Genomic DNA, 25,704 nt, shown 5'->3' on the forward strand with positions numbered 1-25,704 from the left:
TAGGCTGGCACCCATGCCTCGAATCGCCAAGGTCCTCATCGCGAATCGCGGCGAGATCGCCGTCCGCATCATCCGTGCCGCTCGCGACTCCGGCAAGGCGTCCGTCGCCGTCTACGCCGACCAGGATCGCGACGCCCTCCACGTCCGCCTCGCCGATGAGGCCTACGCACTCGAGGGCGCAACGAGCGCCGACACGTACCTCTCCATCGAGAAGATCCTCTCGATCGCCCGCCGTTCGGGGGCGGATGCAGTGCACCCCGGCTACGGCTTCCTTGCGGAGAACGCCGAGTTCGCCCGCGCGGTCATCGCAGCGGGGCTCATCTGGATCGGGCCGTCCCCCGACGCCATCGAGTCGCTCGGCGACAAGGTGACCGCCCGCCACGTGGCCGAGAAGGTCGGCGCGCCACTCGCCCCCGGCACGCCGGGGCCCGTGTCCGGTGCCGACGAAGTGGTCGCGTTCGCTCGGGAGTTCGGGCTGCCGATCGCCATCAAGGCGGCATACGGCGGCGGCGGGCGCGGCCTCAAGGTCGCGCGCGAACTCGACGAGGTCGAGGAACTGTTCGAATCCGCCACCCGCGAGGCGATCACCGCGTTCGGTCGCGGCGAGTGCTTCGTCGAGAAGTACCTCGACAAGCCCCGCCACGTCGAGACGCAGTGCCTAGCGGATGCGGCCGGCAACGTCGTCATCATCTCCACCCGCGACTGCTCTCTACAGCGTCGCCACCAGAAGCTCGTCGAGGAGGCGCCCGCGCCGTTCCTGACCGCAGAGCAGAACCGCATCCTCTACGAGTCGTCGAAGGCGATCCTCCGCGAGGTCGGATATCTCGGCGCCGGCACGTGCGAGTTCCTCATCGGCGCCGACGGCACGATCTCCTTCCTCGAGGTCAACACGCGACTGCAGGTGGAGCACACGGTCTCGGAGGAAGTCACCGGGATCGACCTCGTCCGCGAGCAGTTCCGCATCGCCGAGGGCGAGCTCATCGGATACGACGACCCGGCGCCGGTCGGCCACTCGATCGAGTTCCGGATCAACGGCGAAGACCCCGGCCGCGGCTTCCTGCCCCAGCCCGGCCCGATCAGCGTCTTCAAGACGTTCGGCGGTCCCGGCATCAGACTCGATTCGGGAGTGACCGCGGGCGATGCCGTCTCGGGCGCGTTCGACTCGCTGCTCGCGAAGCTCATCGTCACCGGTCGCGACCGCGACGAGGCGCTCGCTCGCGCCCGCCGCGCGCTCGACGAGTTCGAGGTCGCCGGGCTTCCGACCGTGATCCCCTTCCACCGCAAGGTCGTCCGCGACCCCGCCTTCACCGCGGAGAGCGGCGAATTCGGCGTCTTCACCCGCTGGATCGAGACCGAGTTCGACAACGACATCCCCGCGTGGGACGGCGAGTTGGGCGACCCGGCCCCGGCGGAGGCGCGCCACACGGTCGTCGTCGAGGTCGGTGGCAAGCGCCTCGAGGTGAGCCTGCCCGACCGCATCGCTGCGGCGCCCGCCGCATCCGGACGCCCCGCGATCGTGCCGCCCTCGCGCCGCTCGCACCAGACTTCGGTCGTCGCGGGAGCATCGGGCGACGCGGTCAAGGCTCCGATGCAGGCCACGATCGTGAAACTCGCCGTCGAGGACGGCCAGCAGGTCGTCAAGGGCGACCTCGTCGTCGTGCTCGAAGCCATGAAGATGGAGCAGCCGATCCAGGCCCACAAGGACGGCGTGGTCGGCGGGATCGACGCCGCCCCCGGCACGACCGTCTCCGCCGGCCACCGACTGCTCACGATCACCTAGGCGCGCCACTTTTCTGCTCCCGCGCCTCAGATCTGTGGCGCGGGAGCAGAAAAGTAGCGCGCGACAAGGGACTGCGGGAACGGGGGCGGGCCGCACCCGCCCGCGCGGGGTCAGTCCTCGTCTTCGCCGGAGCGCTCGACGACGTGCATCGCGCGCATCGCGTCGGTGATGCTGCCCGAGAGCGACGGGTACACCGCGAACACGCGAGAGACCTGGTCGACCGTCAGGCGGCGCTCGGCGGCGATCGCGATCGGGTAGATCATGTCGGATGCGCGGGGTCCGACGATCACGCCGCCCAGCACAGTGCCGCTGTTCTTCTGGGCGATGATCTTGACGAAGCCGTCCTTGATGCCCATCATCTTCGCGCGCGGGTTCGCGGCGAGCGGGAGCTTGCGGACGACGCCGTTGACGGTGCCCTCCGCGATGTCCTTCTCCTGCCACCCGACGGTCGCGATCTCGGGCGCGGTGAAGATGTTGGCGGCGATACGGCGCTGGTCGAGCGGGATGACGACATCGCCGAGCGCGTGGAAGATCGCCGTGCGCCCCTGCATCGAGGCGACCGACGCGAGCGGCACGAACGTCGTGCAGTCCCCCGCGGCGTAGATGTTCGGCACGGAGGTGCGGGCGACCCGATTGACCCGGATGTGGCCGGACTCGGTCATCTCGATCCCGGCCTCTTCCAGCCCGATGCCGGCGGTGTTCGGTACCGACCCGACCGCCATCAGGCAGTGGCTGCCCTCGACGGTCCGCCCATCGGAAAGGGTCACGACGACACCCGAACCCGTGTTCACGACCCGGTCGGCGCGCGCCTTCGCGAGAAGCGTCATGCCGCCGCGGGCGAACACCTTCTCGAGCACCGCCGCCGCATCCGCATCCTCACCCGGGAGCACCTGGTCGCGGCTCGACACGAGGGTCACCTTCGCGCCGAGGTTCATGTACGCCGAAGCGAACTCGGCGCCGGTCACGCCCGAGCCGACCACGATGAGGTGCTCGGGGACCGTCTTCATGTCGTACAGCTGAGTCCACGTGAGGATGCGGCTGCCATCGGGCTTCGCCGTCGGAAGCTCACGCGGCGAGGCGCCGACCGAGACGACCAGGGTGTCGGCTTCGACGCGGTCGAAATCGGTGCCGCCGGGGCCCGTCGAGACGACGACAGCCCGCGGACCTTCCAGGCGCCCGTGCCCGGAGATGATGCGGACGCCGGCCTCGACGAGAGTGGCGCGCATGTCGTCGGACTGCTGGCGAGCGAGCGCGAGCGTGCGGCGGTTGACGGCCGCGAGGTTGATCGCGATGTGGGGCTGAAGGGGCGTGCCGTCGCCGTTCCGCGCGAACAGCTGCACGCCCAGGTCGCCGGCACCCGCGATCGACACCGCCGCATCCGCCGTCGCGATCAGCGTCTTGGATGGGACGACGTCGGTGATCACGGCCGAGCCGCCGATGCCGGAGCGCTCGACGACCGTCACCTCGGCCCCCAGCTGGGCGGCGGCGAGCGCGGCGTCGTATCCGCCGGGCCCTCCACCGATGATGGCGACGCTCTGCGAACTCTCGAAGCTGACGGACATGTGCTCATTGTCTCCCGCGCGCGCGGGCAGCGCGAAACCGCGCGCCCGAGTGGCCCCGCGGGGCGCGGATTCATAAGGTGGGGGGATGGCAGTTACCGGCACCCACCCCCTCGACGATCCCGCAGCCGACCCGTTCGAGGTCGCACGCCAAGCCGCGGACGACATCGCGCGCCTGACCGGCGTCGCCCAGCACGACATCGCGCTCACCCTCGGCAGCGGATGGGGTAAGGCCGCGGAGCTCATCGGCGAGACCGTCGCGACGATCCCGGCGACCGAGGTGACCGGCTTCAGCAAGCCCGCGCTCGAGGGACACGTCGGCACGCTCCGCAGCGTCCGCACGCCCGGCGGCAAGAACGTGCTCGTCATCGGCGCGCGCACCCACTACTACGAGGACCACGGCGTCCGCCGGGTCGTGCACAGCGTGCGAACCGCGGCCGCGACGGGCGTGAAGACGATGGTGCTCACCAACGGCGCCGGCGGCATCAAGCGCGAGTGGACGCCCGGGCAGCCGGTGCTCATCAGCGACCACATCAACCTGACCGCCGACTCGCCGCTCGAGGGCGCCACGTTCATCGACCTCACCGACCTCTACTCCACGCGCCTGCGCGAGCTGGCCCGCGGGATCGACCCGTCGCTCGACGAGGGTGTGTACGTGCAGTTCCGCGGTCCGCACTACGAGACTCCCGCCGAGGTGCAGATGGCGCGGATCATCGGCGGGCACATCGTCGGCATGTCGACCGCGCTCGAGGCGATCGCCGCGCGACAGGCCGGCATGGAGATCCTCGGGTTCTCGCTCATCACGAACCTCGCCGCCGGCATCCAGACCACGCCGCTCAGCCACGCCGAGGTGATCGAGGCGGGCCGCGAGGCGGAGCCCGTGATCTCTGCCCTGCTCGCTCGCGTGATCGGCGCGCTGTGAGCGCCCCGGACGCGGCGGGCGGTTTCGCCGCTGCGGCACGCGACTGGCTCGCGCAGGATCCCGATCCGGAGACCCGTGCAGAGCTCGAGGCCATCCTGGAGCGGGCGGATGCGGGCGACGCCGCCGCATCCGCCGAACTCGCGGACCGCTTCGACGGTCGACTCGAGTTCGGCACGGCCGGCCTCCGCGGCGAGCTCGGCGCCGGCCCGCAGCGGATGAACCGGGTGCTCGTCGCGCAGGCCGCCGCGGGACTCGCGGGCTACCTGCGGGAACACGCCCCGGCCGGCCGGACGCCGACCGTGGTCGTCGGCTACGACGGGCGCAAGAACTCCGACGTCTTCGCGCGCGACTCCGCCGAGATCTTCGCCGGCGCCGACTTCGATGCCGTGCTGCTGCCGCGTCTTCTGCCGACGCCCGTGCTGGCCTTCGCCGTGCGCGCCCTCGGCGCCGACGCCGGCGTCATGGTCACGGCGAGCCACAATCCGCCGAACGACAACGGGTACAAGGTGTACCTCGGCGGCGCCGACGACGGCTCGCAGATCGTTCCGCCCGCCGACGGCGAGATCGCCGCGCACATCGCGCGGGTCGCTGCATCTGCTCCCGTCAGCGAACTGCCGCGGTCCCTCGCCTACCGCACGGTGCCCGAGTCCGTCGTGGACGCCTACGTCGAGGCGACCTCCGCCGTCGCCCCCGCGGTCGCCGGCGCCGAGGGGCTCCGCTGGGTCTACACCGCCCTGCACGGCGTCGGAGCGGAGACGCTCGGACGCATCGTGTCGACCGCGGGGTACCCGGCCCCCATCGTGGTCGCCGAGCAGATCCAGCCCGATGCCGCGTTCCCGACGGTGGCCTTCCCGAACCCCGAGGAGCCGGGCGCGATGGACCTCGCGTTCGAGACCGCGCGGCGCGAGAACGCCGAACTGATCATCGCGAACGACCCCGACGCCGACCGCTTGGCGGTCGCGATCCCGGATGCGGACGCCGACGGCGGATGGCGACGCCTGACCGGCAACCAGGTCGGGCTGCTGCTCGGCTGGCGCGCTGCGCGGCTGGTCGCTGCATCCGATGCCACCGAAGGCGCAGCGCTCGCGTGCTCGCTGGTCTCCTCCCCCGGCCTCGAGGCCGTGGCGACGCACTACGGGCTCGACTTTCACGCCACCCTGACGGGCTTCAAGTGGATCTCGCGCGCCCCCGGCCTCGCCTACGGGTTCGAAGAAGCCCTCGGCTACCTCGTGAATCCCGGAACCGTGCGCGACAAGGACGGGATCTCGGCCGCGGTCGCGATCCTCGGCCTCGTCGCCGAGGCGCGCGCCGACGGCCGCACGCTCTCCGATCTGCTGACCGAGTTCGACGAGACCTTCGGGTACTACGCGAGCGATCAGATCTCGGTGCGGGTCGACGATGTCTCGACGATCGCCCGGATCATGGCTGCGCTGCGGGCGCAGCATCCGGCCCGGATCGGCGAGACCAAGGTCACCCGCGTCGACGACCTGCTCGAGGGATCCGGCGACCTGCCGCCCGGCGATGTGCTGCGGTACGCGGTCAAGGGCGGCGGGCGCCTGATCGTGCGCCCCTCCGGTACCGAACCGAAACTCAAGCTGTACCTCGACGTGCGGGGCGACTCCGCGGATGCTGCCCGCACCCGCCTGGACGCGCTGTCCTCCGGCGCACGAGCGCTTCTCGACAGCCTGTCGTGAGCGAGGGGTTCGCCGCGACGCCGGCGCTCGAGAACGACATCGTTCGCCTCGAGCCGCTGGCGCTCTCGCACGCCGCCGACCTTGCGGAAGCGGTCGCGGTCGATGACCTGTGGCGCACCTGGTACACCCGCATCCCCGCGCCCGACGCGGTGCCGGCCGAGATCGAACGGCGGCTCGCCGCGCAGCGGAGCGGGACCATGGCGCCGTGGGCGATCGTGCCGGTGTCGACCGGTCGCGCCGTGGGGATGACCACGTACATGAACATCGACGCCCCCAACCGGCGTCTGGAGATCGGCTCGACCTGGATCGGTGCGGCGGCGCAGAGCACCGGGGTCAACCCGGCGGCGAAGCTGCTGCTGCTCACGCGCGCGTTCGAGGACCTCGACTGCATCGCGGTGGAGTTCCGCACACACTGGCACAACCACCAGTCGCGTGCCGCGATCGCCCGTCTCGGCGCGAAGCAGGACGGGGTGCTCCGCAACCATTCCGTGTGGGCGGACGGATCGCTGCGCGACACGGTCGTGTTCTCGATCATCGACCGCGAGTGGCCCGCGGCCCGCACGGCCCTCGAGCAGCGCCTCCGCCGCCGCGCCTGACCCCGCGCAGCCCGCGCCGCGCTCCCCGCGCTCGCGCTCCCCGCGCCTCGTTCGGGGCGCATTCCTGAGGGTTTGGGGCGCATTCGTGCGGTTGGGGCGCGAAAATCGTGCCCCAACCGCAGGATCGTGCCCCGAACGCCTGGTCGGCTTGGAGCGGAGCGTGCACGGGGGCAGTGAGCCGACGGCTCCTCCCCAGGGGCGACGCTGGCATCCGTTGTACGGATGCGGCGACGAAGCGAACTCCGCGTCACGTCGGGCCTCGATACTCGACGGATGAGCCCGGCCTGGACGGTGGAACTCTTTCGCCGCGACGATCTCGCGGACGTCGGCATCGGGGCCGTTCCGCTGCGGCGCTTGCTCGCCGCGAACGAACTGACCGTCGTGCGCCCCGGCGTCTATCTGCGCCAGAATGCGGCATCCGCCTTCACCGCCGAGGACCGCATCATCGTGCGTGCCCGGGCCGTCGCACTGGTGTCGCACCGGCCGCCCGTCTTCTCCCATCTGACGGCAGCGGCACTGCACGGCCTCCCTGTCTATGGCGTGCGCGATCGAAACGTGCACACGATCGTTCCGGACAGCAGGCCGCGAGCACCCCAGGGCGTGGTGCGTCATCGCGGCGCTCTCGATGAGGGCGACATCGTCGAGCGGGTCGGGCTTCGATGCACGAGTCTCGTCCGGACCGTTGCAGACGTCGCCCGGACCTCTGAGCGCGAGACGTCCGTCTGCGTCGCGGATGCTGCGCTCCGGCTCGTGGCGATGTCGCGCACCTACGACGCAGACCGCGCCCAAGAGCTCCGGGCCGCCGCCGCCGGGATCGCCCGAGGCTCGGCGCATGGCATCTGGCGCGCGGAGCGCGTGCTGGAGTTCGCCGACGGGCGCGCGCAGCTCCCGGGAGAGAGCATCAGCCGCATCCGCCTCGCACAACTCGGGTTCGCTCGTCCCGATCTCCAGGTGCGCGTCGCGGGTCCGCACGGCCAGTACTTCTTCGTTGATTTCGGACTCGACGACGTGCACGCCCTCGGCGAGTTCGACGGACTCGGAAAGTACACCAACCCCGACGTGCGCAGCGGACGCGACCTCGAGCGCACGCTCCTGGAGGAAAAGGCCCGCGAGGACTGGATCAGGGGCACGACCGGTCGCCCACTCGCTCGGTGGGGGTGGGACCACATCGGCAGTGCTCAATCGCTCGGCACGCGCCTCGCCGCTTTCGGCCTCGTCCCGCCACGCTCCCGCTGACCCGTTCGCAGCCCATTCCCCCGTGTCTGGGGCACATTCCTTGCCGTTTGGGGCACATTCGCGCGGTTGGGGCGCGAAAATCGTGCCCCAACCGCAGGATCGTGCCCCAAACCGGAACGAAGATCGGCGCTCAGCCCGACCGCGCTCCCCGCGCAGCCCGAACGCGCAGCGCGCCCGCGCTCAGCCGTCGATGACGGCGACGAGCTCGTCGAGGAACGACGAGAAGTCCGTGCCGCGGCGCACGATCCGCTGCACGCTGTCGCGCTCGCTGAAGACCTCGACGAACTGTTCGAACACCGTCTGGAAGGCTTCGCGGTCGGTCTCGGAGAACGCCGCCAGCGCGACCACCTGCACGCGCCCGTCGCCCCACGGGATCGTGTGCTCGGCGATCCCGATCGCGATCGCGGTGCGTTCGGCCGTCATGCCGATCGCGTGCGGCACGGCGAGCGAGTCCGTGAAGGCGGTCGACGACAGGCGCTCCCGCTCGATCGTGCGATCGAGGTAGTCGACGTCGATCACGCCCTGCGCGACGAGCGTGCTGCCCAGGTGCCGGATGACGGATTCCTCACCGCCGGCGCCGTCGATCCCGCGGACGAACGCGCTCGGATCGAAATACCGCTCGAGTTCCGCCCGCAAACGGGCGAGTCGGCGGCCGCGGCGGATGCGGGCGGCGACGGTCTGCACGCGCTCGACGTCGGCGGGGGTCAGGAAGGGCTGGATGTGCACGAACCGGTCGCTCGCGATCGGGGGGTCGATCGTGGTGAGCACCAGGTCGGTGTCGATCGCCTCCCAGTCGGGATCGACTCGCGTCTCGACCTCGACGACCTCGATCGCGCGACCGAGGGAACGATCGACGCTCGATCGCAGCAACTCGTGCAGCTCGTAGTAGCCGGGGCACACGATCGTCGCGGTCAGCAGGTCGTCCGCGCGCCGGCTGCGCTCGAGTTCGCCGCCCACGTGCATCGCGATATAGGCGATCTCATCGTCGAGGAGCGGGATGTCGAGCCGCTCGTGCAGGCGATTCGCGATGTACACGGCGACCTCGAAGATCATCGGGTACGTCGACTTGAGCGAGCGGGTGAGGGGGTTCCGCGACCACGCCTGTTCGCGGGCGCGCAGGCGCAGATTCTGCACGTGCAGGGCGAGACGCAGCACGAAGTCCGGGTCGACGATGTCGACGAGGAACTCGGATGCGGCATCCGCCACGATGTCTCGCACCGCCAGCTCGACCTCGGGATCCAGGGGCGTCCGGCCCTCCTCGGCGCCCGGCGCCACCACCCGGGTGAGCACGAGGGTCGCCAGATGCTGCCGGTCGCCGGTGCCCAGATGCACACCGAGGTGCTGCTGCGTCAACCGGTCGATGACGTCGGCGACGGCCTGCACGGCGGGTGTCGCGGGCGTCGCCGTCTCCTCCAGGGGGCGCCCGGCGGTCACGCGGTCGGCGGCGATGGCGATGTGCACGATGACGTCGGAGATCCCGAACTCGTTCACGAAGTAGCCGAGGCCGGTCAGCGCCGAGACGAGCGCGGCTTTGAACGGACCGAACGCGAGCGGCCCCACCGACTCCTCACCGAGCGTGCGGCGCAGACTCGCGAGGTCGAACGCTCCCGCATCCATCTCGTCGTGGGCCAGGCTGCTCAGCAGGCGGCGCTGCGCGACCTCGGTGCCCACCAGGCGCGCGCGGGCCGCCGAGCGCTCGAGCGTCAGTTCGGTGCTGCCGAGCAGCCCGCGTACCCGCGACAGATCGGATTCGAGCGTCGCCGGACTGACGAACAGCGCATCGGCCGTCTCGTATACGTCGATGCCGTCGGGCGCGCTCAGCAGGGTGCGCACGATCGTGTGCAGGCGGTCGCGGGGGGTGCCCGCATCCGCTCCGTGGGAACGCAGAGCCAGCGTCGCCTCCGCGGCCGCGCGGTAACCGAGCGGCCCGGACTCGACAGCGCCCGCCACTCGGGCGTTGATCGCCGTCACGTACGAGCGGATGCTGCGCGGTGTCACTCCGAGCGCGTCCGCGAGGGTCGCCGCAGTGACCCAATCGCGCTCGCGCACGAGGACCGCGAGGACACGGTCCTGTCTTGCTCGAGTCACGGGTCGCCTTTCTCTGCCGACGAGACCCGCCGACACTCTCATTCCATCACGTTGCGCCTGATTGCGTCCGAGCGTGCGCGCCGGTTTCCGCACCCCGCGGAAGAACCTCTGGTTGCCCTGCTCCCAGCGAGTTTCCAGGATGGGTAAGAAGGAGGCGGGTCGATGAGGATCCTTGTGGTGTGCGGCGCAGGCGCGTCCAGCACGTTTGTGGCGCAGCGGCTACGGCGGGCGGCGCTCGATTCCGGACTCCACTACGACGCTGCACCGGTCAGTCGGTCCGCTCTTGCGGCCAGGCTCGGTGAGGCGGAGATCGTTCTGATCGGCCCGCACCTGACCGACGCGATTGACGACATCCGAACGGATGCGGCGGCGTACAGCGTGCCCGTGATCTTGCTCCCCGAAGACATCTTCACGGACCGCGACGGGGCCCGTACCCTGCGTCTCGTCACGGAAGCCGCCGGTGGCGTTCGCGCCGCCGAGGTTCCGGACGCCCTCACCGACCGAGCACGAAAGGCCCCCTGACACCCATGGCACTCGCAACCCGAACCGTGCGGATCGGATCGTCCCACGGTCTGCACGCTCGCCCCGCCAAGATGTTCGCGCAGGCGGCGAAGGACGCTGGCGTCCCCGTCACGATCGCGAAGGACGCCGGAGCACCGATCAACGCCGCCAGCATCCTCGGCGTGATCTCGCTCGGCGTCGACTACGGCGACTATGTGACCCTCACCGTCGACGGTGGTGACGCCGAGGAGATCCTGGATCGCCTCGCGGACCTGCTGTCGACTGACCACGATTCGGAGTGAACGTAACAATGAGCACCATCCCCGGAGTCGGTATCGGACTCGGCGTCGCCCAGGGCCCTGTCGCCCGCATGGCCGCGCCTCTGCCCGCTCCCGCCAACGATCCCTCGACCCTCACCGTCGAGGAGGAGACTTCCCGCGTGCGCGACGCCGTGCACGCGGTCGCGCGCGAACTCGAGGAGCGCGGTGCGCAGGCTGGTGGAGCCGCGCAGGACGTTCTGGAAGCCCAGGCCATGATGGCCGAGGACCCGTCGCTCGAATCCGAGGTCGACTCGCGGCTCGCGAAGGGCGTGACCGCCGAGTGGGCCGTGCACGACGCATTCGCGAGCTTCCGCGACACGCTGACGGCCGTCGGCGGCTACCTGGGTGAGCGCGCGGCCGACCTCGACGACGTAGCGCAGCGGGTCATCGCCCGTCTCCGCGGCGTTCCCGCACCCGGCGTTCCCGAGCCCGGTCACCCGTTCGTACTGGTGGCGACCGACCTCGCGCCCGCCGACACCGCGCTCCTCGACCTGGATATGGTGCTCGCGCTCATCACGAGCGAGGGCGGCCCGACCTCGCACACGGCGATCCTCGCCCGCGAGAAGGGCATCGTCGCGATCGTCGGCGCCGCCGGCGCGAAGGACCTCGTCGACGACGGCGTCGTGATCGTGGATGCGGCATCCGGAGTCGTCACGATCGATCCGACCGAGGAAGAACTGCAGCGCGCCCGCAACCGCGCCGACGCTCGGGCGAACGCCGCATCCGCTCCCCTCACCCCGGGAGCCCTGGCCGACGGCACCAAGGTGCCGCTGCTGGCGAACCTCGGCAAGCCCGAGGGCGCGGCAGAGGCGATCGAGCTCGGCGCCGAGGGCGTCGGACTCTTCCGCACCGAGTTCCTGTTCCTCAGCGCGACGAATGCCCCCACCGTCGCCCAGCAGCGCGAGTCGTATCGTCAGCTGCTCGCCGGATTCCGCGGCAAGAAGGTCGTCGTCCGGGCACTCGACGCCGGCGCCGACAAGCCGCTGGCGTTCCTCAACGACGCGCACGAGGAGAACCCGGCGCTCGGTCTCCGCGGTCTTCGCGCCCTGCGCGCCAACGAGGACATCCTCCGCGAGCAGCTGACGGCACTCGCGGAAGCGGATGCGGACGTCCGCGCGAGCGGCGAGCCAGCCGACCTCTGGGTCATGGCACCCATGGTGTCGACCGTCGAGGAGACGACCTACTTCGTCACGATCGCGCGCGAGTACGGCATCAAGACCGCCGGCGTGATGGTCGAGGTCCCCTCTTCCGCGCTGCTGGCCGATCGTGTGCTGCGCGAGGCGGACTTCGCCTCGATCGGCACCAACGACCTCACCCAGTACACGCTCGCGGCGGACCGCCTGCTCGGCTCCGTCGCGTCGTTCCAGGACCCGTGGCACCCCGCGGTCCTCAGCCTCATCCGCACCACCGGCCGTGCCGGCGCGGAACTCGGCAAGCCCGTCGGCATCTGCGGTGAAGCCGCCGCCGACCCGCTGCTCGCCGTGGTCCTCGTCGGACTCGGCGCGACGACCCTGTCGATGGCGCCCACCGCCCTCGCGGACGTCCGCGCCACCCTTTTGCAGTACACGCTCGACGATGCACGTCGCATCGCCGAGGCCGCCCTTGCCGCAAACGATGCCGCATCCGCCCGAACCGCAGCCCGTGAGGCCGCGACCGCCCAGAAGGAGACACAGCAATGACGACGACGTCTACACCGAGTAAGGCAGGGGGTGCACGGGTCGCGGTTCAGCGATTCGGCACGTTCTTGTCCGGCATGATCATGCCGAACATCGCCGCGTTCATCGCATGGGGTTTCATCACCATGCTCTTCATCCCCGCCGGCTTCTTCGGCGCCAACAGCCCCTTCGGCTGGCACTGGTACCCCGTCTCGGAGATCATCGGCGGCGGCGGCGACTCCAGCGTCATCGGCTGGAACGGCGCCATGACGGCCCTGGCCGCCGGTGACGGCGGAAACATCTCCGCCTACGTCGGCCTCGTCGGTGCGATGGTCACCTACCTGCTGCCGCTCCTCATCGCGAACACCGCCGGCCGCATGGTCTACGGCGAGCGCGGTGGCGTCGTCGCCACGATCGCCGTGATGGGTGTCATCGTCGGCACCGACATCCCGATGTTCCTCGGCGCGATGATCATGGGCCCGATCGCCGCCATCCTCACCAAGTGGATGGACCGCATCTGGGACGGCAAGATCAAGCCCGGCTTCGAGATGCTCGTCAACAACTTCTCGGCCGGCATCCTCGGCATGTTCCTCGCGATCATCGGCTTCTTCGTGTTCGGCCCGGTCATGCTCGGCATCAGCACCGTCCTCGGTGCGGCGGTCGACTGGCTCGTGTCGGTGAACCTGCTTCCGATCGTCTCGATCATCGTGGAGCCCGCCAAGGTGCTCTTCCTGAACAACGCGATCAACCACGGCGTCTTCACCCCGCTCGGAATCGAGCAGGCCACCGAGGCCGGCAAGTCGATCCTGTTCCTCATCGAGGCCAACCCCGGCCCGGGCCTCGGCCTCCTCCTCGCCTTCACCTTCTTCGGAGTCGGCGCAGCGAAGGCCTCTGCTCCGGGCGCGGCCATCATCCAGTTCTTCGGTGGCATCCACGAGATCTACTTCCCGTACGCCCTGTCGAAGCCGACCACCATCCTCGCCCTCATCGCGGGTGGCGCGGCCGGTGTCACGACCAACATGGTTCTCGGCGGCGGTCTCGCCTTCCCCGCGGCTCCCGGCAGCATCATCGCCGTGACCGCCGCGGCCATCGGACCGGGCGTCGGCAACCTCGTCGTCGTCTACCTCTCGGTGCTCATCGCCGCGGCCGTGACGTTCGTCATCACCGCGATCATCCTGCGGGCCTCGCGCAAGCGCGACCTGCTCGCCGAGGGCGACACGTTCGGCGCCGCGATCGCGCAGACCGAGGCGAACAAGGGCAAGTCCTCTGCCGCCATGGATGCGCTGCGCACCTCGACAGCGGGCGGTGACCGCGCCGTGGTGCGCGACGCCGAGGCCGAGGCCGACGTGCTCGAGACCCGCGCCGAGAGCGGCGGCCACGCCGACGGCGGCGTGCTCACCACGAAGCGCGTCACGAACATCGTGTTCGCGTGCGACGCGGGCATGGGCTCGTCCGCCATGGGCGCCAGCGTGCTCCGCAACAAGATCAAGAAGGCAGGCGTGGAGGGCATCACGGTCACGAACAAGGCGATCGCGAACCTCGACGGCTCGGCCGACTTGGTCATCACGCAGAACCAGCTGACGGACCGTGCCCGCGGCACGGCTCCCGGCGCGGTGCACGTCTCGGTCGACAACTTCATGAACTCCCCGAAGTACGACGAGGTCGTCAACCTCGTCATCGACCAGCAGAAGGACGGCTCGCAGAGCTGACCTTCCGGATGCGGGCCGCGTCACGCGCGCGGCCCGCATCCTTCTCCATGTCCCACTCTTTGCGCATCGTGTCCCACTTTGTGCCGCTCAGACCCGGTCTGAACGGCAGAAAGTGGGACATGGCTCCCGGGCGGGGCACACCAACCGAAAGGAAGCATCATGGCAGTTCTCAGCATCGGGCAGGTTCGTATTCACCCGGGCAGCGTCAGCCGGGAGGAGGCGACCCGCGAGGCCGCCGACATCCTGCAGTCCGTGGGGGCCGTGACCGACGCCTACTACGACGCGATGCTGCAGCGTGAGGAGACGGTGTCCACCTACATGGGCAACGAACTCGCCATCCCGCACGGCACCAACGAGACCAAGGACGCCATCCTCGACTCCGCGCTCTCGGTCGTCCGCTACGACGGCGGCGTCGACTGGAGCGGCGAGCACGTCACGTTCGTCATCGGCATCGCCGGCAAGGGCGACGAGCACCTCGACATCCTGTCGCAGATCGCCATCCTGTTCTCCGACGAGGACGACGTCGCGCGCCTGAAGGCCGCATCGACTCCGGAGGAGCTGTACACCCTGCTCGCGACGGTGAACCAGTGAAAGCCGTTCACTTCGGCGCGGGCAACATCGGCCGCGGCTTCGTGGGGCTCCTGCTCCACGAGGGCGGGTACGAGGTCGTGTTCTCCGACGTCTCCGCCGGTCTCGTCGACGCGATCAACGCGGTCGACTCCTACACGGTCCACGAAGTCGGCGACGGCGGCGTGGACATCGAGGTCACCGGGTTCCGTGCGCTGAACAGCGCCGCGGATCCGCAGGCGGTCATCGATGAGATCGCGACGGCGGATGTGGTGACGACGGCCGTCGGACCCAACATCCTGCGCTTCGTCGCACCGCTGCTGAACGCCGGACTCGCGGCGCGCGACGCGTCACGCGCTCCCCTGCAGGTGATGGCGTGCGAGAACGCGATCCGCGCGACCGATCAGCTGCGGGCGCACATGGCCGAGCAGGCCGGCGCCGACTGGGACGCCCTCGCCGCCCGCGCGGTCTTCGCCAACACCGCCGTCGACCGCATCGTTCCCGGTCAGCCCGCGGATGCGGGTGTCGACGTGTTCGTCGAGCCGTTCTACGAGTGGGCGATCGAGCAGGGTCCGTTCGCGGGCGAGCTGCCGACCATCCCCGGGGCGCATTTCGTCGACGACCTCGCACCGTACATCGAGCGGAAGCTGTTCACGGTCAACACGGGCCACGCGACGACGGCGTACTACGGCGCGCGCGCGGGAATCGATCGGATCTCGGACGTCCTGGCCGATCCGGAGATCGCGGCCGCCGTGTCGGCGACACTCGCCGAGACCTCGGCCGTGCTGATTGCCACGCACGGCTTCGCGCCCGACGAGCTCGCCCGTTACCGCGAGACCATCCTCGGCCGTTTCCGCAACCCGGGGCTTCCCGACACCGTCGGTCGTGTCGGACGGCAGCCGCTGCGCAAGCTCTCCCGCCACGAGCGATTCATCGGTCCTGCAGCCGAGGCTGCCGAGCGCGGCCTGCCGGTCGACGCCCTGGTCGCCACGATCGGTGCGGCGCTCGAGTTCTCGTCGCCCGAGGACCCGGAGGCTGTGGAGCTCCAGCGCCGCCTGGTCGAGACCGACACCGACGTGCTCGTCGGCGAGGTCACCGGGCTCGAGCCGCAGCATCCGCTCTATCCCCGTGTGCGCGACGCGTTCGCCGCACGCCGCACCGCGCTCCGCTGAGCCCGCCCTCCCGACTCTCGGCGGGGAGGACCCGAACCTCCCCGTCGAGGAGCCACCCCGCGGGCCCGTCGGGTTCGCGGGTCCGTGGGGTCGCGGGCCCGCGGATCCGTGGGGTTCGCGGGCCCGTCGGGTTCGCGGGTCGGTGGGGTTACGGGGTCCGTTGTCGACTGTCGCGGCCGTTGCGCGGGGCGGTTTGTGCTCACGTGTCGCAATCCGCGTCCGGGCGCGGCAATTCGCGACATGTGAACCCAGGCCAGACCGGCTCACGCTTCGCGATCGATGCTCACGTGTCGCAATCCGCACCGCGGCGCGGCAGATTGCGACACGTGAACCCAGGCCAAACCGGCTCACGTGTCGCAATCCACGCCACAGCCCGGCAATTCGCGACACGTGAACCCGGACCAAGCCAGCCCACGCGCGATTCCCGCTCACGTGTCGCAATCCACGCCGCGGCGCGGCAGGTTGCGACACGTGAACCCGGGTCGGGCTGACTCACGCCTCGCGATCAACGCTCACGTGGCGCAATCCACGCCACAGACCGACAATTCGCGACACGCGAACCCGGACCAAGCCAGCCCACGCGGACACCTGAAGCCGGGGTGGACGGGCTCGCGAGATCGTAGGCTCGAGGGGTGACGGACACCACCGCGCCCCAAGACGACGACCGCACGCGGGCGCGCCCGCGGCGACGGATGCGGCGCATCCTCGCGTGGGTGTTCGGATCCGTGGGCGCCGTGCTGCTCGCCGCGGTCGTCGGCATCCTCATCTGGAGCCAGGTGGGCGTCATGGGGGCGGAGCCGGAGCCACTGGCGGCCGTGCGGGCAGACCCCGGCATCGTCGTGACCGACGACTCCGCGGCCATCGTGCTGTCCCCCGCTGCCGGTGCGGGCGAGACCGGACTCGTCTACATCCCGGGTGCGAAGGTCGACCCCTGGGCGTACGCGTCGAAGCTGTCCGGACTCGTCACCGAGCGGGGGATGACGGTCGTGATCACGAAACCGTGGCTGAACCTCGCGTTCTTCGACCTGCGCGGGCTTGACTCGTTCACGGGCCTCTCCCCCGATACAGCGACCTGGATCGTCGGCGGGCATTCGCTGGGCGGAGTCCGTGCCTGCCAATTGGCCACGGATGCCGACGCGCTCGCGCTCTTCGGCTCGTACTGCGCCAATGACCTCTCCGCATCCGGTCTGCCGGTGCTCAGCATCGCCGGCAGCGAGGACGGCCTATCCACCCCGGAGAAGATCGCCGACGCCCGCGATCAGCTCCCCACCGACGCCGAGCTGATCGAGATCCCCGGCGCCGGGCACTCTTCGTTCGGCGACTACGGCCTGCAGCCCGGCGACGGCACCCCGACAATTCCGGATGCGGACATGCGCGCCGACATCACCTCGCTCGTGGGCGACTTCGCCGCATCCGTCGGCTGACCCCCGCCGCGCCCTCTTACTCGCCCTCGTTCACCGGGGCCCTCGCCGCGATGGCGCCTGTTTCCTGCTCTGGCGCCAGAAACTACTGAAGCCCCGACAGGAAACAGGCGCCATCACGGTCACGAGCGGCGAGGGCGTCGCTCCGCGCCCGTCGCGCGCTAGTTCGCTGCACCCGCGCCACAGATCGCTGGCGCGCGAGCAGAAAACTAGCGCGCGACGGGGGTAGGAGCACACACCCCGGAGCGGCCCGCAACCCGGAGCGGCCCGCACACCCCGGAGCGGCCCGCAACCCGGAGCGGCCCGCACACCCCGGAGCGGCCCGCAACCCGGAGCGGCCTACGAAACCCGCGCGGGGGTCAGTGGTCGAAGCCCTCGCCGATGAGCTCGATGAGCTCTTCGCGCTCCTCCACCGGGAGGAATGCGGCCGCGGCCGCGTTGAGCTGGAACGTCTCGATGTCTTCCAGGCCGTACTCGAACGTCTCGGCGAGCAGCGCCAACTCGCGCGTGAGCGACGTGCGGCTCATCGTGCGGTTGTCGACGTTCACGGTGACGGCGAAACCGAGCTGGTAGAGCAGGTCGAACGGGTGGTCCCCGAGCTCTTGACCCCACGCCGCGATCGCGCCGGTCTGCAGGTTCGACGACGGCGACAGCTCGAGCGGGATCTCGCGGTCGCGCACCCAGCGAGCCAGGTCGCCGAACACGACCTCGACCATGTCGCCGGCGCGCGAGACGACCTCGAGGTCTTCGGCGATGCGCACACCGTGGCCGAGCCGCAGCGCACGGCCGTCGATGAGCGCCGAGCGGATGCTGTCGAGCCCCGCCGCCTCACCCGCGTGCACCGTGACCGGGAAGAACTCGGAGGCCAGATAGTCGAAGGCCGCGCGGTGGCGCGACGGCGCGAAGCCGTCCTCGGGCCCGGCGATGTCGAAACCGACCGCACCGCGCTCGCGGAAGGCGACGGCGAGCTTGGCGATCTCCAGCGAGCGGTCCGTGTGGCGCATGGCCGTCAGGAGCTGACCGACGCGGATGTCGTGACCGGCGTCGGCCGCCGCATCCTCGCCCTCCTCGAGCCCGTCCTGCACGGCTTCCACGACCTCGTCGAGCGAGAGCCCGCCGCCGAGGTGCTGCTCGGGCGCCCAGCGCACCTCGCCGTAGATCACGCCGTCCTCGGCGAGGTCCTCGACGAACTCGCGAGCGACCCGGGTGAGGCCCTCGCGCGTCTGCATGACCGCGGTCGTCAGATCGAACGTCTTCAGATACTCGACGAGCGACCCGGAGTCACTCTTGTCGGCGAACCAGTCGGCGAGATCGTCGGCGTCGGATTCGGGCACGTCGACGCCGGCGTCGGATGCCAGCTCGATGATGGTCTCGGGGCGCAGGGCACCGTCGAGGTGGTCGTGCAGCGAGACCTTCGGCAGGCCGCGTAGCGACACGCCTTCCACCAGGGCGTCTGCGTGCTGATCGATGGGCATCGGGGGCTCCTCGGCGTGGGGGGGTGCGGTGGTGGACGGGTCAGGCGGTGATGCGTTCGAGGACGCGGGCGGATGCGGCCGGTGCCACCCCGCCGATCTCCCAGGCCCCCTCGAGGGCACCGAGGGCACGAGCGAATCGGTCGCCATCATCCGCCGACAGGGTGAACAGCGGCTGTCCGGCGGTGATCCGGTCGCCCGGCTTCACGTGCAGGTCGATGCCGGCCGCGTGCACGACCGGGTCCTGCGGACGGGCGCGGCCGGCGCCGAGGCGCCATGCGGCGATGCCGAACGGCAGCGCCTCCATCCGCGTGATGACGCCGGATTCGGTGGCCGTGACGGTGTGGGTTTCGCGCGCGACCGGCAGCTCGGCATCCGGGTCGCCGTCCTGGGCGATGATCATGCGACGCCAGGCGTCCATCGCACGTCCGTCGCGGAGCGCGGCTTCGACGTCGGCGTCCGGCTGGCCCGCCAGCGCGAGCATCTCGCGGGCGAGCGCGACGGTCAGCTCCACCACGTCGGCGGGCCCTCCGCCGGCGAGCACCTCGACCGACTCGCGAACCTCGTTCGCGTTGCCGATCGCGAGCCCCAGGGGCGTGTTCATGTCGGTGAGCAGCGCGGTCGTCGCCACACCCGAGTCGGTGCCCAGGGCGACCATCGTGCGCGCGAGTTCGCGGGCCCGCTCGACGTCCTGCATGAACGCCCCCGAGCCGAACTTCACGTCGAGAACGAGCGCGGCCGTTCCCTCGGCGATCTTCTTCGACATGATGCTCGACGCGATGAGCGGGATGGCTTCGACCGTGCCGGTCACATCACGAAGCGCGTACAGCCGCTTGTCGGCGGGCGCGAGCCCGGAGCCGGCGGCGCAGATGACCGCACCGACCGAGGCGAGCTGGGCGAACATCTCATCGTTCGTCAGGGCGGCGCGCCACCCCGGAATCGACTCGAGCTTGTCGAGGGTGCCGCCGGTGTGACCGAGCCCCCGGCCCGACAGCTGCGGCACGGCGACCCCGAAGGCCGCGACGAGGGGCGCGAGCGGGAGGGTGATCTTGTCGCCGACTCCGCCCGTGGAGTGCTTGTCGACCGTCGTCTTGCCGAGACCGGCGAAGCTCATCCGCTCGCCCGAGGCGATCATCGCGTCGGTCATCACACGGATCTCATCGCGCTCCATGCCGTTGAGCAGCACGGCCATCGCGAACGCGGCCATCTGCGCGTCGGTGACGTACTCGCGCGTGTACGCGTCGATCATCCAGCGCAGCGCGTCGTCGGGGACGGCCCCGCCGTCGCGCTTGGCGCGGATGACGTCGACGGCGTCGAACGGTTCGACCACGCTCACCGGCGGTACTCCTCGAGGTCGCGGGGTCCGAAGGCGTCGGGCAGCACCTCGTCGATCGTGCGGATGCCCGACACGGTCTCCAGCAGCATCCCGGGAAGGGCGAATTCGTACAGCAGCTGACGGCAGCGACCGCACGGCATGATGGTCTCGCCGGCGCCGTTCACGCAGACGAACGCGACCAGCTCACCGCCGCCGGTCATGTTGAGTTCGGACACGAGGCCGCACTCCGCGCAGAGTCCCACGCCGTAGGAGGCGTTCTCGACGTTGCATCCCGAGACGATCCGACCGTCCGACACCAGTGCCGCCGCGCCCACCTTGTACCGCGAGTACGGCGCGTAGGCGCGTTGCATCGCCTCATTCGCCACGGTACGAAGCTGGTCCCAGTCGATGTCAGTCACGGTCGCCTTTCAGTTGTCGAACAGAGTCAGGGTGCGGCGAACCGCATCCGAGGGTGTCACCCCTTGATATACGGCTTGCCGGATGCGGCGGGTCCGCGCACCTTGCCGACGAGCCCCGCCACGGCGAAGATCGTCACGACGTACGGCAGCATCAGCATGAACTCGCTCGGCACCGGCGAACCGATGACGCCGAGCGTGTTCTGCAGGTTGGACGCGAAGCCGAACAGCAGCGCCGCGAGGGTCGCCTTCAGCGGGTCCCACTGGCCGAAGATGACGGCCGCAAGCGCGATGAATCCGGCGCCCGCGGTCATCTCCTTGTTGAACGCACCGACCGAGCCGAGCGTGAAGAAGGCGCCACCCATGCCGGCGATCGCCCCGCCCAGCGAGACGTTCCAGAACCGCGTGCGGGCGATGTTGATGCCGACGGTGTCGGCGGCCTGCGGGTGCTCACCGACGGCGCGGAGGCGCAGCCCCCACTTCGTGTGGAAGAGACCGAAGTAGACCGCCGCGACCAGCACGTACATCAGGTACACGATGATCGTCTGGCGGAAGAACATCGGCCCGATCAGCGGGATGTCGCTGAGCACGGGGATCGGGATGCGTTCGAACCGCGGCGGGGTGTTGAGGGTCGCCGCGTTCGGGGCCAGCAATTGCGAGAACAGGAAGCTCGTCAGGCCGGTGACCAGCACGTTCAGCACGACACCGACGATGACCTGGTCGACGAAGTACTTGATCGCGAACGCCGCCAGCACGAACGAGACGAGCACACCGGCGACGCCAGCGGCCACGAGTCCGAGGAGCGGTTGCCCGGTCGCCGTCGCCACGACGGCGGATGTGAAGGCCCCGGCGAGCAGCTGACCCTCGATCGCGATGTTCACGACGCCGACGCGCTCACTGATGACGCCCGCGAGCGCACCGTAGATGAGCGGCACGGAGAGGCTGATGCCACCGGCGAGGAGGCCTGCGAGCGGGATGACATTCGTGCGCGCGCCGGAACCCGCCCAGGTGAGGAAGCCCACCATGAAAAGCACCGCGAACACGACCATGAGCCAGAGCGGAACCCGGCGGCGCTTCCACACCAGATACGCGGATGCGGCCGTCACGACGACGAGGCCGATCGTGCAGATCACGCCCGTCAGACCCGCGTCGAGGGTGATGTCGGCGAGCTGGATCGCGTCGCCGTCGGAGGTGATGCGGAACACGGTCTCCTGACCGTGCCCGACCAGGAGGAACAGGATGGCGCCGAGCACCGTCAGCGCGGCGAAGGCGATCGGGGCCTTCCAGCTGACGACGACGGTGCGCGCCAGGGGCGCGTCGGGGACGACGTGCTCGGGGACGGCGGTCGTGGTCACTTGGCCGTCACCTCCTCACCGGTGCGGAGTTTCTTCGAGACGATCGGACGGGGGCGGCGGGGGCCGCTTCCCGGGGCGGGCAGGCGGAAGATCGCCCGCACGAGCGGCGGCGCCGCGATGAAGAGCACGATGAGCGACTGCACGACGAGAACGATGTCGACGGGGATGCCCTCCGCCGCCTGCATGGAGAACCCGCCGGCCTTGAACGCACCGAACAGGATGCCGGCCACCAGCACGCCGACCGGGGTCGAACGGCCCAGCAGGGCGACCGTGATCGCGTCGAAGCCGATGCCCGCGTCGATACCGCTGGAGAAGCCGGTCGTCACGGTGCCGAGCACCTGGCTGACACCGGCGAGACCGATGAGCGCGCCGGAGATGAGCATTGCGTAGACGTACATGCGGGGCACCTTGATGCCCGCGACGCGCGCCGCGTTCGGGTTCTCACCGACGGCGCGGAACTGGAAGCCGAGCGCCGAGCGGTTGAGGATCCACCACACGACCGCGACCGAGAGGAGCGCCAGGATGAAGCCGAAGTGCAGGTTGTATCCCGGGCCGAGGAGGTCGGGGAAGATCGCGGTCTCCTTGATGGCGGGCGTCTTCGGGTTGCTGGACCCGGGTGCCTGTAGGAGGCCGGGGGTGCGCAGCATCCAGGTGATCAGGTAGAGCGCGACGAAGTTCAGCATGATCGTGACGATCACCTCGTGCGCTCCGGTGCGCGCCTTTAGGAGACCCGCGATGCCCGCCCAGGCGGCGCCCGCGACGAGACCGGCGAGGAGCGCGACGATCATGTGGATGCCCCACGGCAGGTCGAAGCCGAAGCCGACCCAGCCGGCCGCGGCCGACGCGACGAGCATCTGCCCGCGGCCGCCGATGTTGAACATTCCCACGCGGAACGCGAGCGCGACACCGAGCCCCGCCGCGATCAGCGGGGTCGCGAAGGTGAGCGTCTCGGTCAGCGGCCGGATGCCGGTGAGGAAGTCGGGGCGGTTGAAGTTGTAGATCGCGCCCTGGAACAGCGCGACGTAGGCGCCGGAGACCGCATCCCAGATCGCGAACAGCATGTCGCCCGGACGCGCGAAGAAGTAGCCCGCGGTCTCTTCGACGCGCGAGTCGGTCGCAGCGATCATGATGGCGCCGACGACGAGCGCGATGACGACCGCGAGAACGGAGATGATCGCGTTGCCGGTCGCGATCTCGTGCAACGCGCGCGTCCAGCGGCTGGACCCCTCGTCGTCCGCCGGGGGTGTCGCGGCGGAGCGGCGTGTGGCCGTCTCACCGCTCACGGCGCCCGGCGTCTCGAGCGCGACGTCGGGGTCGGTGGTGTTCGATGGGTCGCTCATGCGGCGGCTCCCCCTGTGGTCGTGGCGTCGACGCCGGTCGGGATCTCGCCGGCCATCATGAGTCCGAGCACGTCGCGCGGGGTGTCTCCCGGCACCACGCCGACGACCTTGCCCCGGTACATGACCATGATGCGGTCGGCGAGGGCGGTGACCTCGTCGAGTTCGGTCGAGACGACGATGACGGGAACGCCCGCATCCCGCGTCTCGATGATGCGCTTGTGGATGAATTCGATCGATCCGACGTCGACACCGCGGGTCGGCTGAGCCGCGACGAAGAGGCGCAGCTCGCGGCTGAGCTCGCGTGCGAGGACGACCTTCTGCTGGTTGCCGCCGGAGAGACGACCGACCTTGGTCTCGATCGAGGGCGTCCGCACATCGAACTCCGCGACCTTCTGGGTTGCGAAGTCCGTCAGGGCTCCCACCTGAACGGCGCCGCCGCGGACGAAGGGCGCTCCGTCGGAGCGGTCGAGCATGAGGTTCTCGGCGATCGAGAACTCGCCGACGAGGCCGTCCTCCTTGCGGTCCTCCGGAACGAAACCGACGCCCGCGTCGAGGATCCCGCGGACCGAACGTCCGGCGAGCTCGTTGCCGTCGAGCACGACCGACCCGCGCACGTTCGGCTGCAGGCCCAGCAGCGCTTCGGTGAGCTCGGTCTGACCGTTGCCCTGCACGCCCGCGACCGCGAGCACTTCGCCGTGGCGCACATCGAAGCTCACGTCGTTGACGACGAGCTGACCGATCGGGTCGATGACGGTGAGGCCCTCGACCACGAGCGCGCGACCGCCGAGCATCGGCGCGGACTTCTGCACCGTGAGCTCGACAGCGCGGCCCACCATGAGCGAGGCGAGTTCGGCGTTGGATGCGGTGGGCGCCGCCTCGCCGACGACCTTGCCGAGGCGGATGACCGTGATGCGATCGGCGACCTCGCGCACCTCGCGCAGCTTGTGCGTGATGAACACGATCGAGGTGCCCGACTCCTTGAGCTGCTGCATGATCGCCATCAGCTCGTCGGTCTCCTGCGGAGTGAGCACCGCGGTGGGCTCGTCGAAGACGAGCACCCGGGCGTCACGAGAGAGCGCCTTGATGATCTCGACCCGCTGCTGAACGCCGACGGGCAGGTCTTCCACCAGAGCGTCAGGGTCGACGTCGAAGCCGAACCGCTCCGAGATCTCCCGCACCTTCGCGCGCGCCGACTGGAGGTCGAGGCGACCGCCGAACTTCGTCTGCTCGTGGCCGAGCACGACGTTCTCGGCGACCGTGAAGACGGGGATCAGCATGAAGTGCTGGTGCACCATCCCAATCCCGGCCCGCATGGCATCACCCGGTCCGGCGAAGTGCTGCACCGCGTCGTCGAGGAGGATCTCCCCGCCGTCGGCCTGATACAGGCCGTACAGCACGTTCATCAGCGTGGATTTGCCGGCGCCGTTCTCACCCAGAAGACAGTGGATCTCTCCGGCCTCGACAGTGAGGTCGATGTGGTCATTGGCCACGAGAGACCCGAATGTCTTCGTGATGCCGCGAAGTTCGAGCTTCATGAAATCGATCCTAGTTTGCGCTCTGCGGGCCGCCGCGCTGCGCCGCCCATTCGTCGATCTCGGCGTGCAGCACCCTGCGGCGGTCGTCCGTGATGAAGGCGGAGTCGACGGCGTTCCGGGCGAGCGTCTCGAGCTGGTCGTCCGTGAGTGCGAGTTCACCCCGGATGCTGTCGACGTTGTCGTCGATGTAGCCGCCGAAGTACGCCGGGTCATCGGAGTTCACAGAAACGCGGAGCCCGCGGGCGAGCATGCCCGGAAGCGGGTGCACCGCCATCCGGTCCACCACCCGCAACCGCACGTTGGAGAGCGGGCAGACGGTCAGCGGAATGCGTTCGCGCACCATCCGGTCCACGAGCGCGTCGTCTTCGAGGCTGCGGTTGCCGTGGTCGACCCGTTCGACCTGCAGCAGGTCGAGCGCCTCGACAACGTACTCCGGCGGCCCCTCTTCTCCCGCGTGCGCGACGAGTCGGAGGCCCGCGCGGCGCGCGGTTTCGTAGACGCCGGCGAACAGGCGCGGCGGGTAGCCGACCTCGGTGGAATCGAGGCCGATGCCGTCGATCCGCGCACCGGTACGGAGGAGGTGGTCCAGCAGCTCCTGGGCCTCCTCGGGCGGGTGGTTGCGGACGAACGCGACGAGCAGCATGGTGCTGATGCCGTAGCGCGCTTCCGATTCGTCGAGCGCGTCACGGATGCCGCCGAGCACGACCTCGACCGGGATGCCGCGGGCCGTGTGCACCTGCACGTCGACGGAGACCTCGGCGTGCCGGACTCCGGCCTGCTGCGCCCGACGCAGGTATGCGTCGGTCATGTCGCGGAAGTCCTCGCGCTCGCGCAGCACCTCGAGGTTGGTGTAGTAGAGGTCGAGGAAGGACTGCAGGTCGGTGAACTCGTACCGCGAGCGCAGATCCTCCACCGATTCCCACGGCAGCGAGACACCGTTCTTCGCGGCGGTCCGCATGATGAAGTCGGGTTCGAGCGTTCCCTCGAGGTGCAGATGCAGCTCGACGAGCGGCAGCGTGGTCATGTGCGGTCCTTTCCCAACCATGCAGAG

At 69.9% G+C, this 25,704-nt stretch carries 21 protein-coding genes; 12 read left to right on the forward strand and 9 right to left on the reverse strand.

Going from position 1 to position 25,704, the window contains the following annotated elements:
• The first annotated feature begins 13 nt into the window (after positions 1-13).
• A complete protein-coding gene (locus tag LMI96_RS06060) occupies positions 14-1,780 on the forward strand; it encodes a biotin carboxylase N-terminal domain-containing protein (RefSeq protein ID WP_223721903.1) in 1,767 nt (588 codons plus the stop codon).
• Positions 1,781-1,890: 110 nt separating this feature from the next.
• Here LMI96_RS06060 and LMI96_RS06065 read toward each other — a convergent pair whose 3' ends face one another.
• A complete protein-coding gene (locus LMI96_RS06065) occupies positions 1,891-3,342 on the reverse strand; it encodes an NAD(P)H-quinone dehydrogenase (RefSeq protein ID WP_223721902.1) in 1,452 nt (483 codons plus the stop codon).
• A gap of 85 nt (positions 3,343-3,427) precedes the next feature.
• On the opposite strand from LMI96_RS06065, the gene LMI96_RS06070 reads away from it, so the two are divergent.
• The 4 genes from LMI96_RS06070 to LMI96_RS06085 all read left to right on the forward strand — a co-directional run bounded on the left by LMI96_RS06070 (position 3,428) and on the right by LMI96_RS06085 (position 7,787).
• Positions 3,428-4,261, forward strand: a complete 834-nt coding sequence (locus tag LMI96_RS06070) for a purine-nucleoside phosphorylase (protein ID WP_223721901.1) — start codon at positions 3,428-3,430, stop codon at positions 4,259-4,261.
• Positions 4,258-5,955: a phospho-sugar mutase gene (locus tag LMI96_RS06075; protein WP_228360840.1), complete on the forward strand. Its 1,698-nt coding sequence runs from the start codon at positions 4,258-4,260 to the stop codon at positions 5,953-5,955. The genes LMI96_RS06070 and LMI96_RS06075 overlap by 4 nt, the downstream gene beginning before the upstream one ends.
• The gene (locus LMI96_RS06080) at positions 5,952-6,551 is read left to right on the forward strand and encodes a GNAT family N-acetyltransferase (RefSeq protein WP_374197470.1); all 600 of its coding nucleotides are present in this window, start codon (positions 5,952-5,954) and stop codon (positions 6,549-6,551) included. Before LMI96_RS06075 ends, LMI96_RS06080 begins: the two co-directional genes overlap by 4 nt.
• A 273-nt stretch (positions 6,552-6,824) precedes the next feature.
• Positions 6,825-7,787 (forward strand): type IV toxin-antitoxin system AbiEi family antitoxin domain-containing protein, encoded by a 963-nt coding sequence (locus LMI96_RS06085; protein WP_228360841.1) that lies wholly within the window; start codon positions 6,825-6,827, stop codon positions 7,785-7,787.
• 180 nt (positions 7,788-7,967) lie between these two features.
• Here the strand turns inward: LMI96_RS06085 and LMI96_RS06090 are convergent, their stop codons facing one another.
• Positions 7,968-9,875, reverse strand: a complete 1,908-nt coding sequence (locus tag LMI96_RS06090) for a transcription antiterminator (RefSeq protein WP_223721898.1) — start codon at positions 9,873-9,875, stop codon at positions 7,968-7,970.
• Positions 9,876-10,037: 162 nt separating this feature from the next.
• Between LMI96_RS06090 and LMI96_RS06095 the strand changes: the two genes are divergently transcribed.
• From LMI96_RS06095 to LMI96_RS06125, 7 genes are all read left to right on the forward strand, one after another.
• On the forward strand, positions 10,038-10,397 hold the full coding sequence (locus tag LMI96_RS06095; protein ID WP_223721897.1) for a PTS sugar transporter subunit IIB: 360 nt from the start codon (positions 10,038-10,040) through the stop codon (positions 10,395-10,397).
• Positions 10,398-10,402: 5 nt separating this feature from the next.
• A complete protein-coding gene (locus LMI96_RS06100) occupies positions 10,403-10,678 on the forward strand; it encodes an HPr family phosphocarrier protein (protein WP_228360842.1) in 276 nt (91 codons plus the stop codon).
• Between the two features lie 8 nt (positions 10,679-10,686).
• The gene (ptsP, locus tag LMI96_RS06105; protein WP_228360843.1) at positions 10,687-12,375 is read left to right on the forward strand and encodes a phosphoenolpyruvate--protein phosphotransferase; all 1,689 of its coding nucleotides are present in this window, start codon (positions 10,687-10,689) and stop codon (positions 12,373-12,375) included.
• Entirely contained in the window at positions 12,372-14,060 is a 1,689-nt protein-coding gene (locus LMI96_RS06110; RefSeq protein WP_223721894.1) for a PTS mannitol transporter subunit IICB, read from the forward strand. Before ptsP ends, LMI96_RS06110 begins: the two co-directional genes overlap by 4 nt.
• Positions 14,061-14,219: 159 nt before the next feature.
• Positions 14,220-14,651 carry a PTS sugar transporter subunit IIA gene (locus tag LMI96_RS06115; RefSeq protein WP_223721893.1) on the forward strand — a complete coding sequence of 144 codons (432 nt, stop codon included), beginning with the start codon at positions 14,220-14,222 and terminating at the stop codon, positions 14,649-14,651.
• Positions 14,648-15,799 carry a mannitol-1-phosphate 5-dehydrogenase gene (locus tag LMI96_RS06120; protein ID WP_223721892.1) on the forward strand — a complete coding sequence of 384 codons (1,152 nt, stop codon included), beginning with the start codon at positions 14,648-14,650 and terminating at the stop codon, positions 15,797-15,799. The genes LMI96_RS06115 and LMI96_RS06120 overlap by 4 nt, the downstream gene beginning before the upstream one ends.
• Positions 15,800-16,491: 692 nt before the next feature.
• Positions 16,492-17,223, forward strand: a complete 732-nt coding sequence (locus tag LMI96_RS06125; RefSeq protein ID WP_228360891.1) for an alpha/beta hydrolase — start codon at positions 16,492-16,494, stop codon at positions 17,221-17,223.
• A gap of 356 nt (positions 17,224-17,579) precedes the next feature.
• Here the strand turns inward: LMI96_RS06125 and LMI96_RS06130 are convergent, their stop codons facing one another.
• Genes LMI96_RS06130 through LMI96_RS06160 form a run of 7 tightly spaced genes read right to left on the reverse strand, consistent with a single transcriptional unit; the run spans position 17,580 to position 25,677 of the window.
• Positions 17,580-18,695 (reverse strand): adenosine deaminase, encoded by a 1,116-nt coding sequence (locus LMI96_RS06130; protein WP_223721881.1) that lies wholly within the window; start codon positions 18,693-18,695, stop codon positions 17,580-17,582.
• A gap of 40 nt (positions 18,696-18,735) precedes the next feature.
• Entirely contained in the window at positions 18,736-20,028 is a 1,293-nt protein-coding gene (locus tag LMI96_RS06135; RefSeq protein ID WP_228360844.1) for a thymidine phosphorylase, read from the reverse strand.
• Positions 20,025-20,426, reverse strand: coding sequence for a cytidine deaminase (locus LMI96_RS06140; RefSeq protein WP_223721879.1), 402 nt, complete (start codon positions 20,424-20,426; stop codon positions 20,025-20,027). The genes LMI96_RS06135 and LMI96_RS06140 overlap by 4 nt, the downstream gene beginning before the upstream one ends.
• Positions 20,427-20,482: 56 nt before the next feature.
• On the reverse strand, positions 20,483-21,778 hold the full coding sequence (locus LMI96_RS06145) for an ABC transporter permease (RefSeq protein ID WP_374197468.1): 1,296 nt from the start codon (positions 21,776-21,778) through the stop codon (positions 20,483-20,485).
• On the reverse strand, positions 21,775-23,118 hold the full coding sequence (locus tag LMI96_RS06150; protein WP_223721878.1) for an ABC transporter permease: 1,344 nt from the start codon (positions 23,116-23,118) through the stop codon (positions 21,775-21,777). Before LMI96_RS06150 ends, LMI96_RS06145 begins: the two co-directional genes overlap by 4 nt.
• Positions 23,115-24,653, reverse strand: a complete 1,539-nt coding sequence (locus LMI96_RS06155; protein ID WP_228360845.1) for an ABC transporter ATP-binding protein — start codon at positions 24,651-24,653, stop codon at positions 23,115-23,117. The genes LMI96_RS06150 and LMI96_RS06155 overlap by 4 nt, the downstream gene beginning before the upstream one ends.
• Before the next feature lie 10 nt (positions 24,654-24,663).
• Positions 24,664-25,677, reverse strand: a complete 1,014-nt coding sequence (locus LMI96_RS06160; RefSeq protein WP_228360846.1) for an adenosine deaminase — start codon at positions 25,675-25,677, stop codon at positions 24,664-24,666.
• Positions 25,678-25,704 lie beyond the last annotated feature (27 nt).

Origin of the sequence: Microbacterium sp. cx-59, from assembly GCF_020805625.1 — a bacterium.
Taxonomy (GTDB): Bacteria; Actinomycetota; Actinomycetes; order Actinomycetales; family Microbacteriaceae; genus Microbacterium.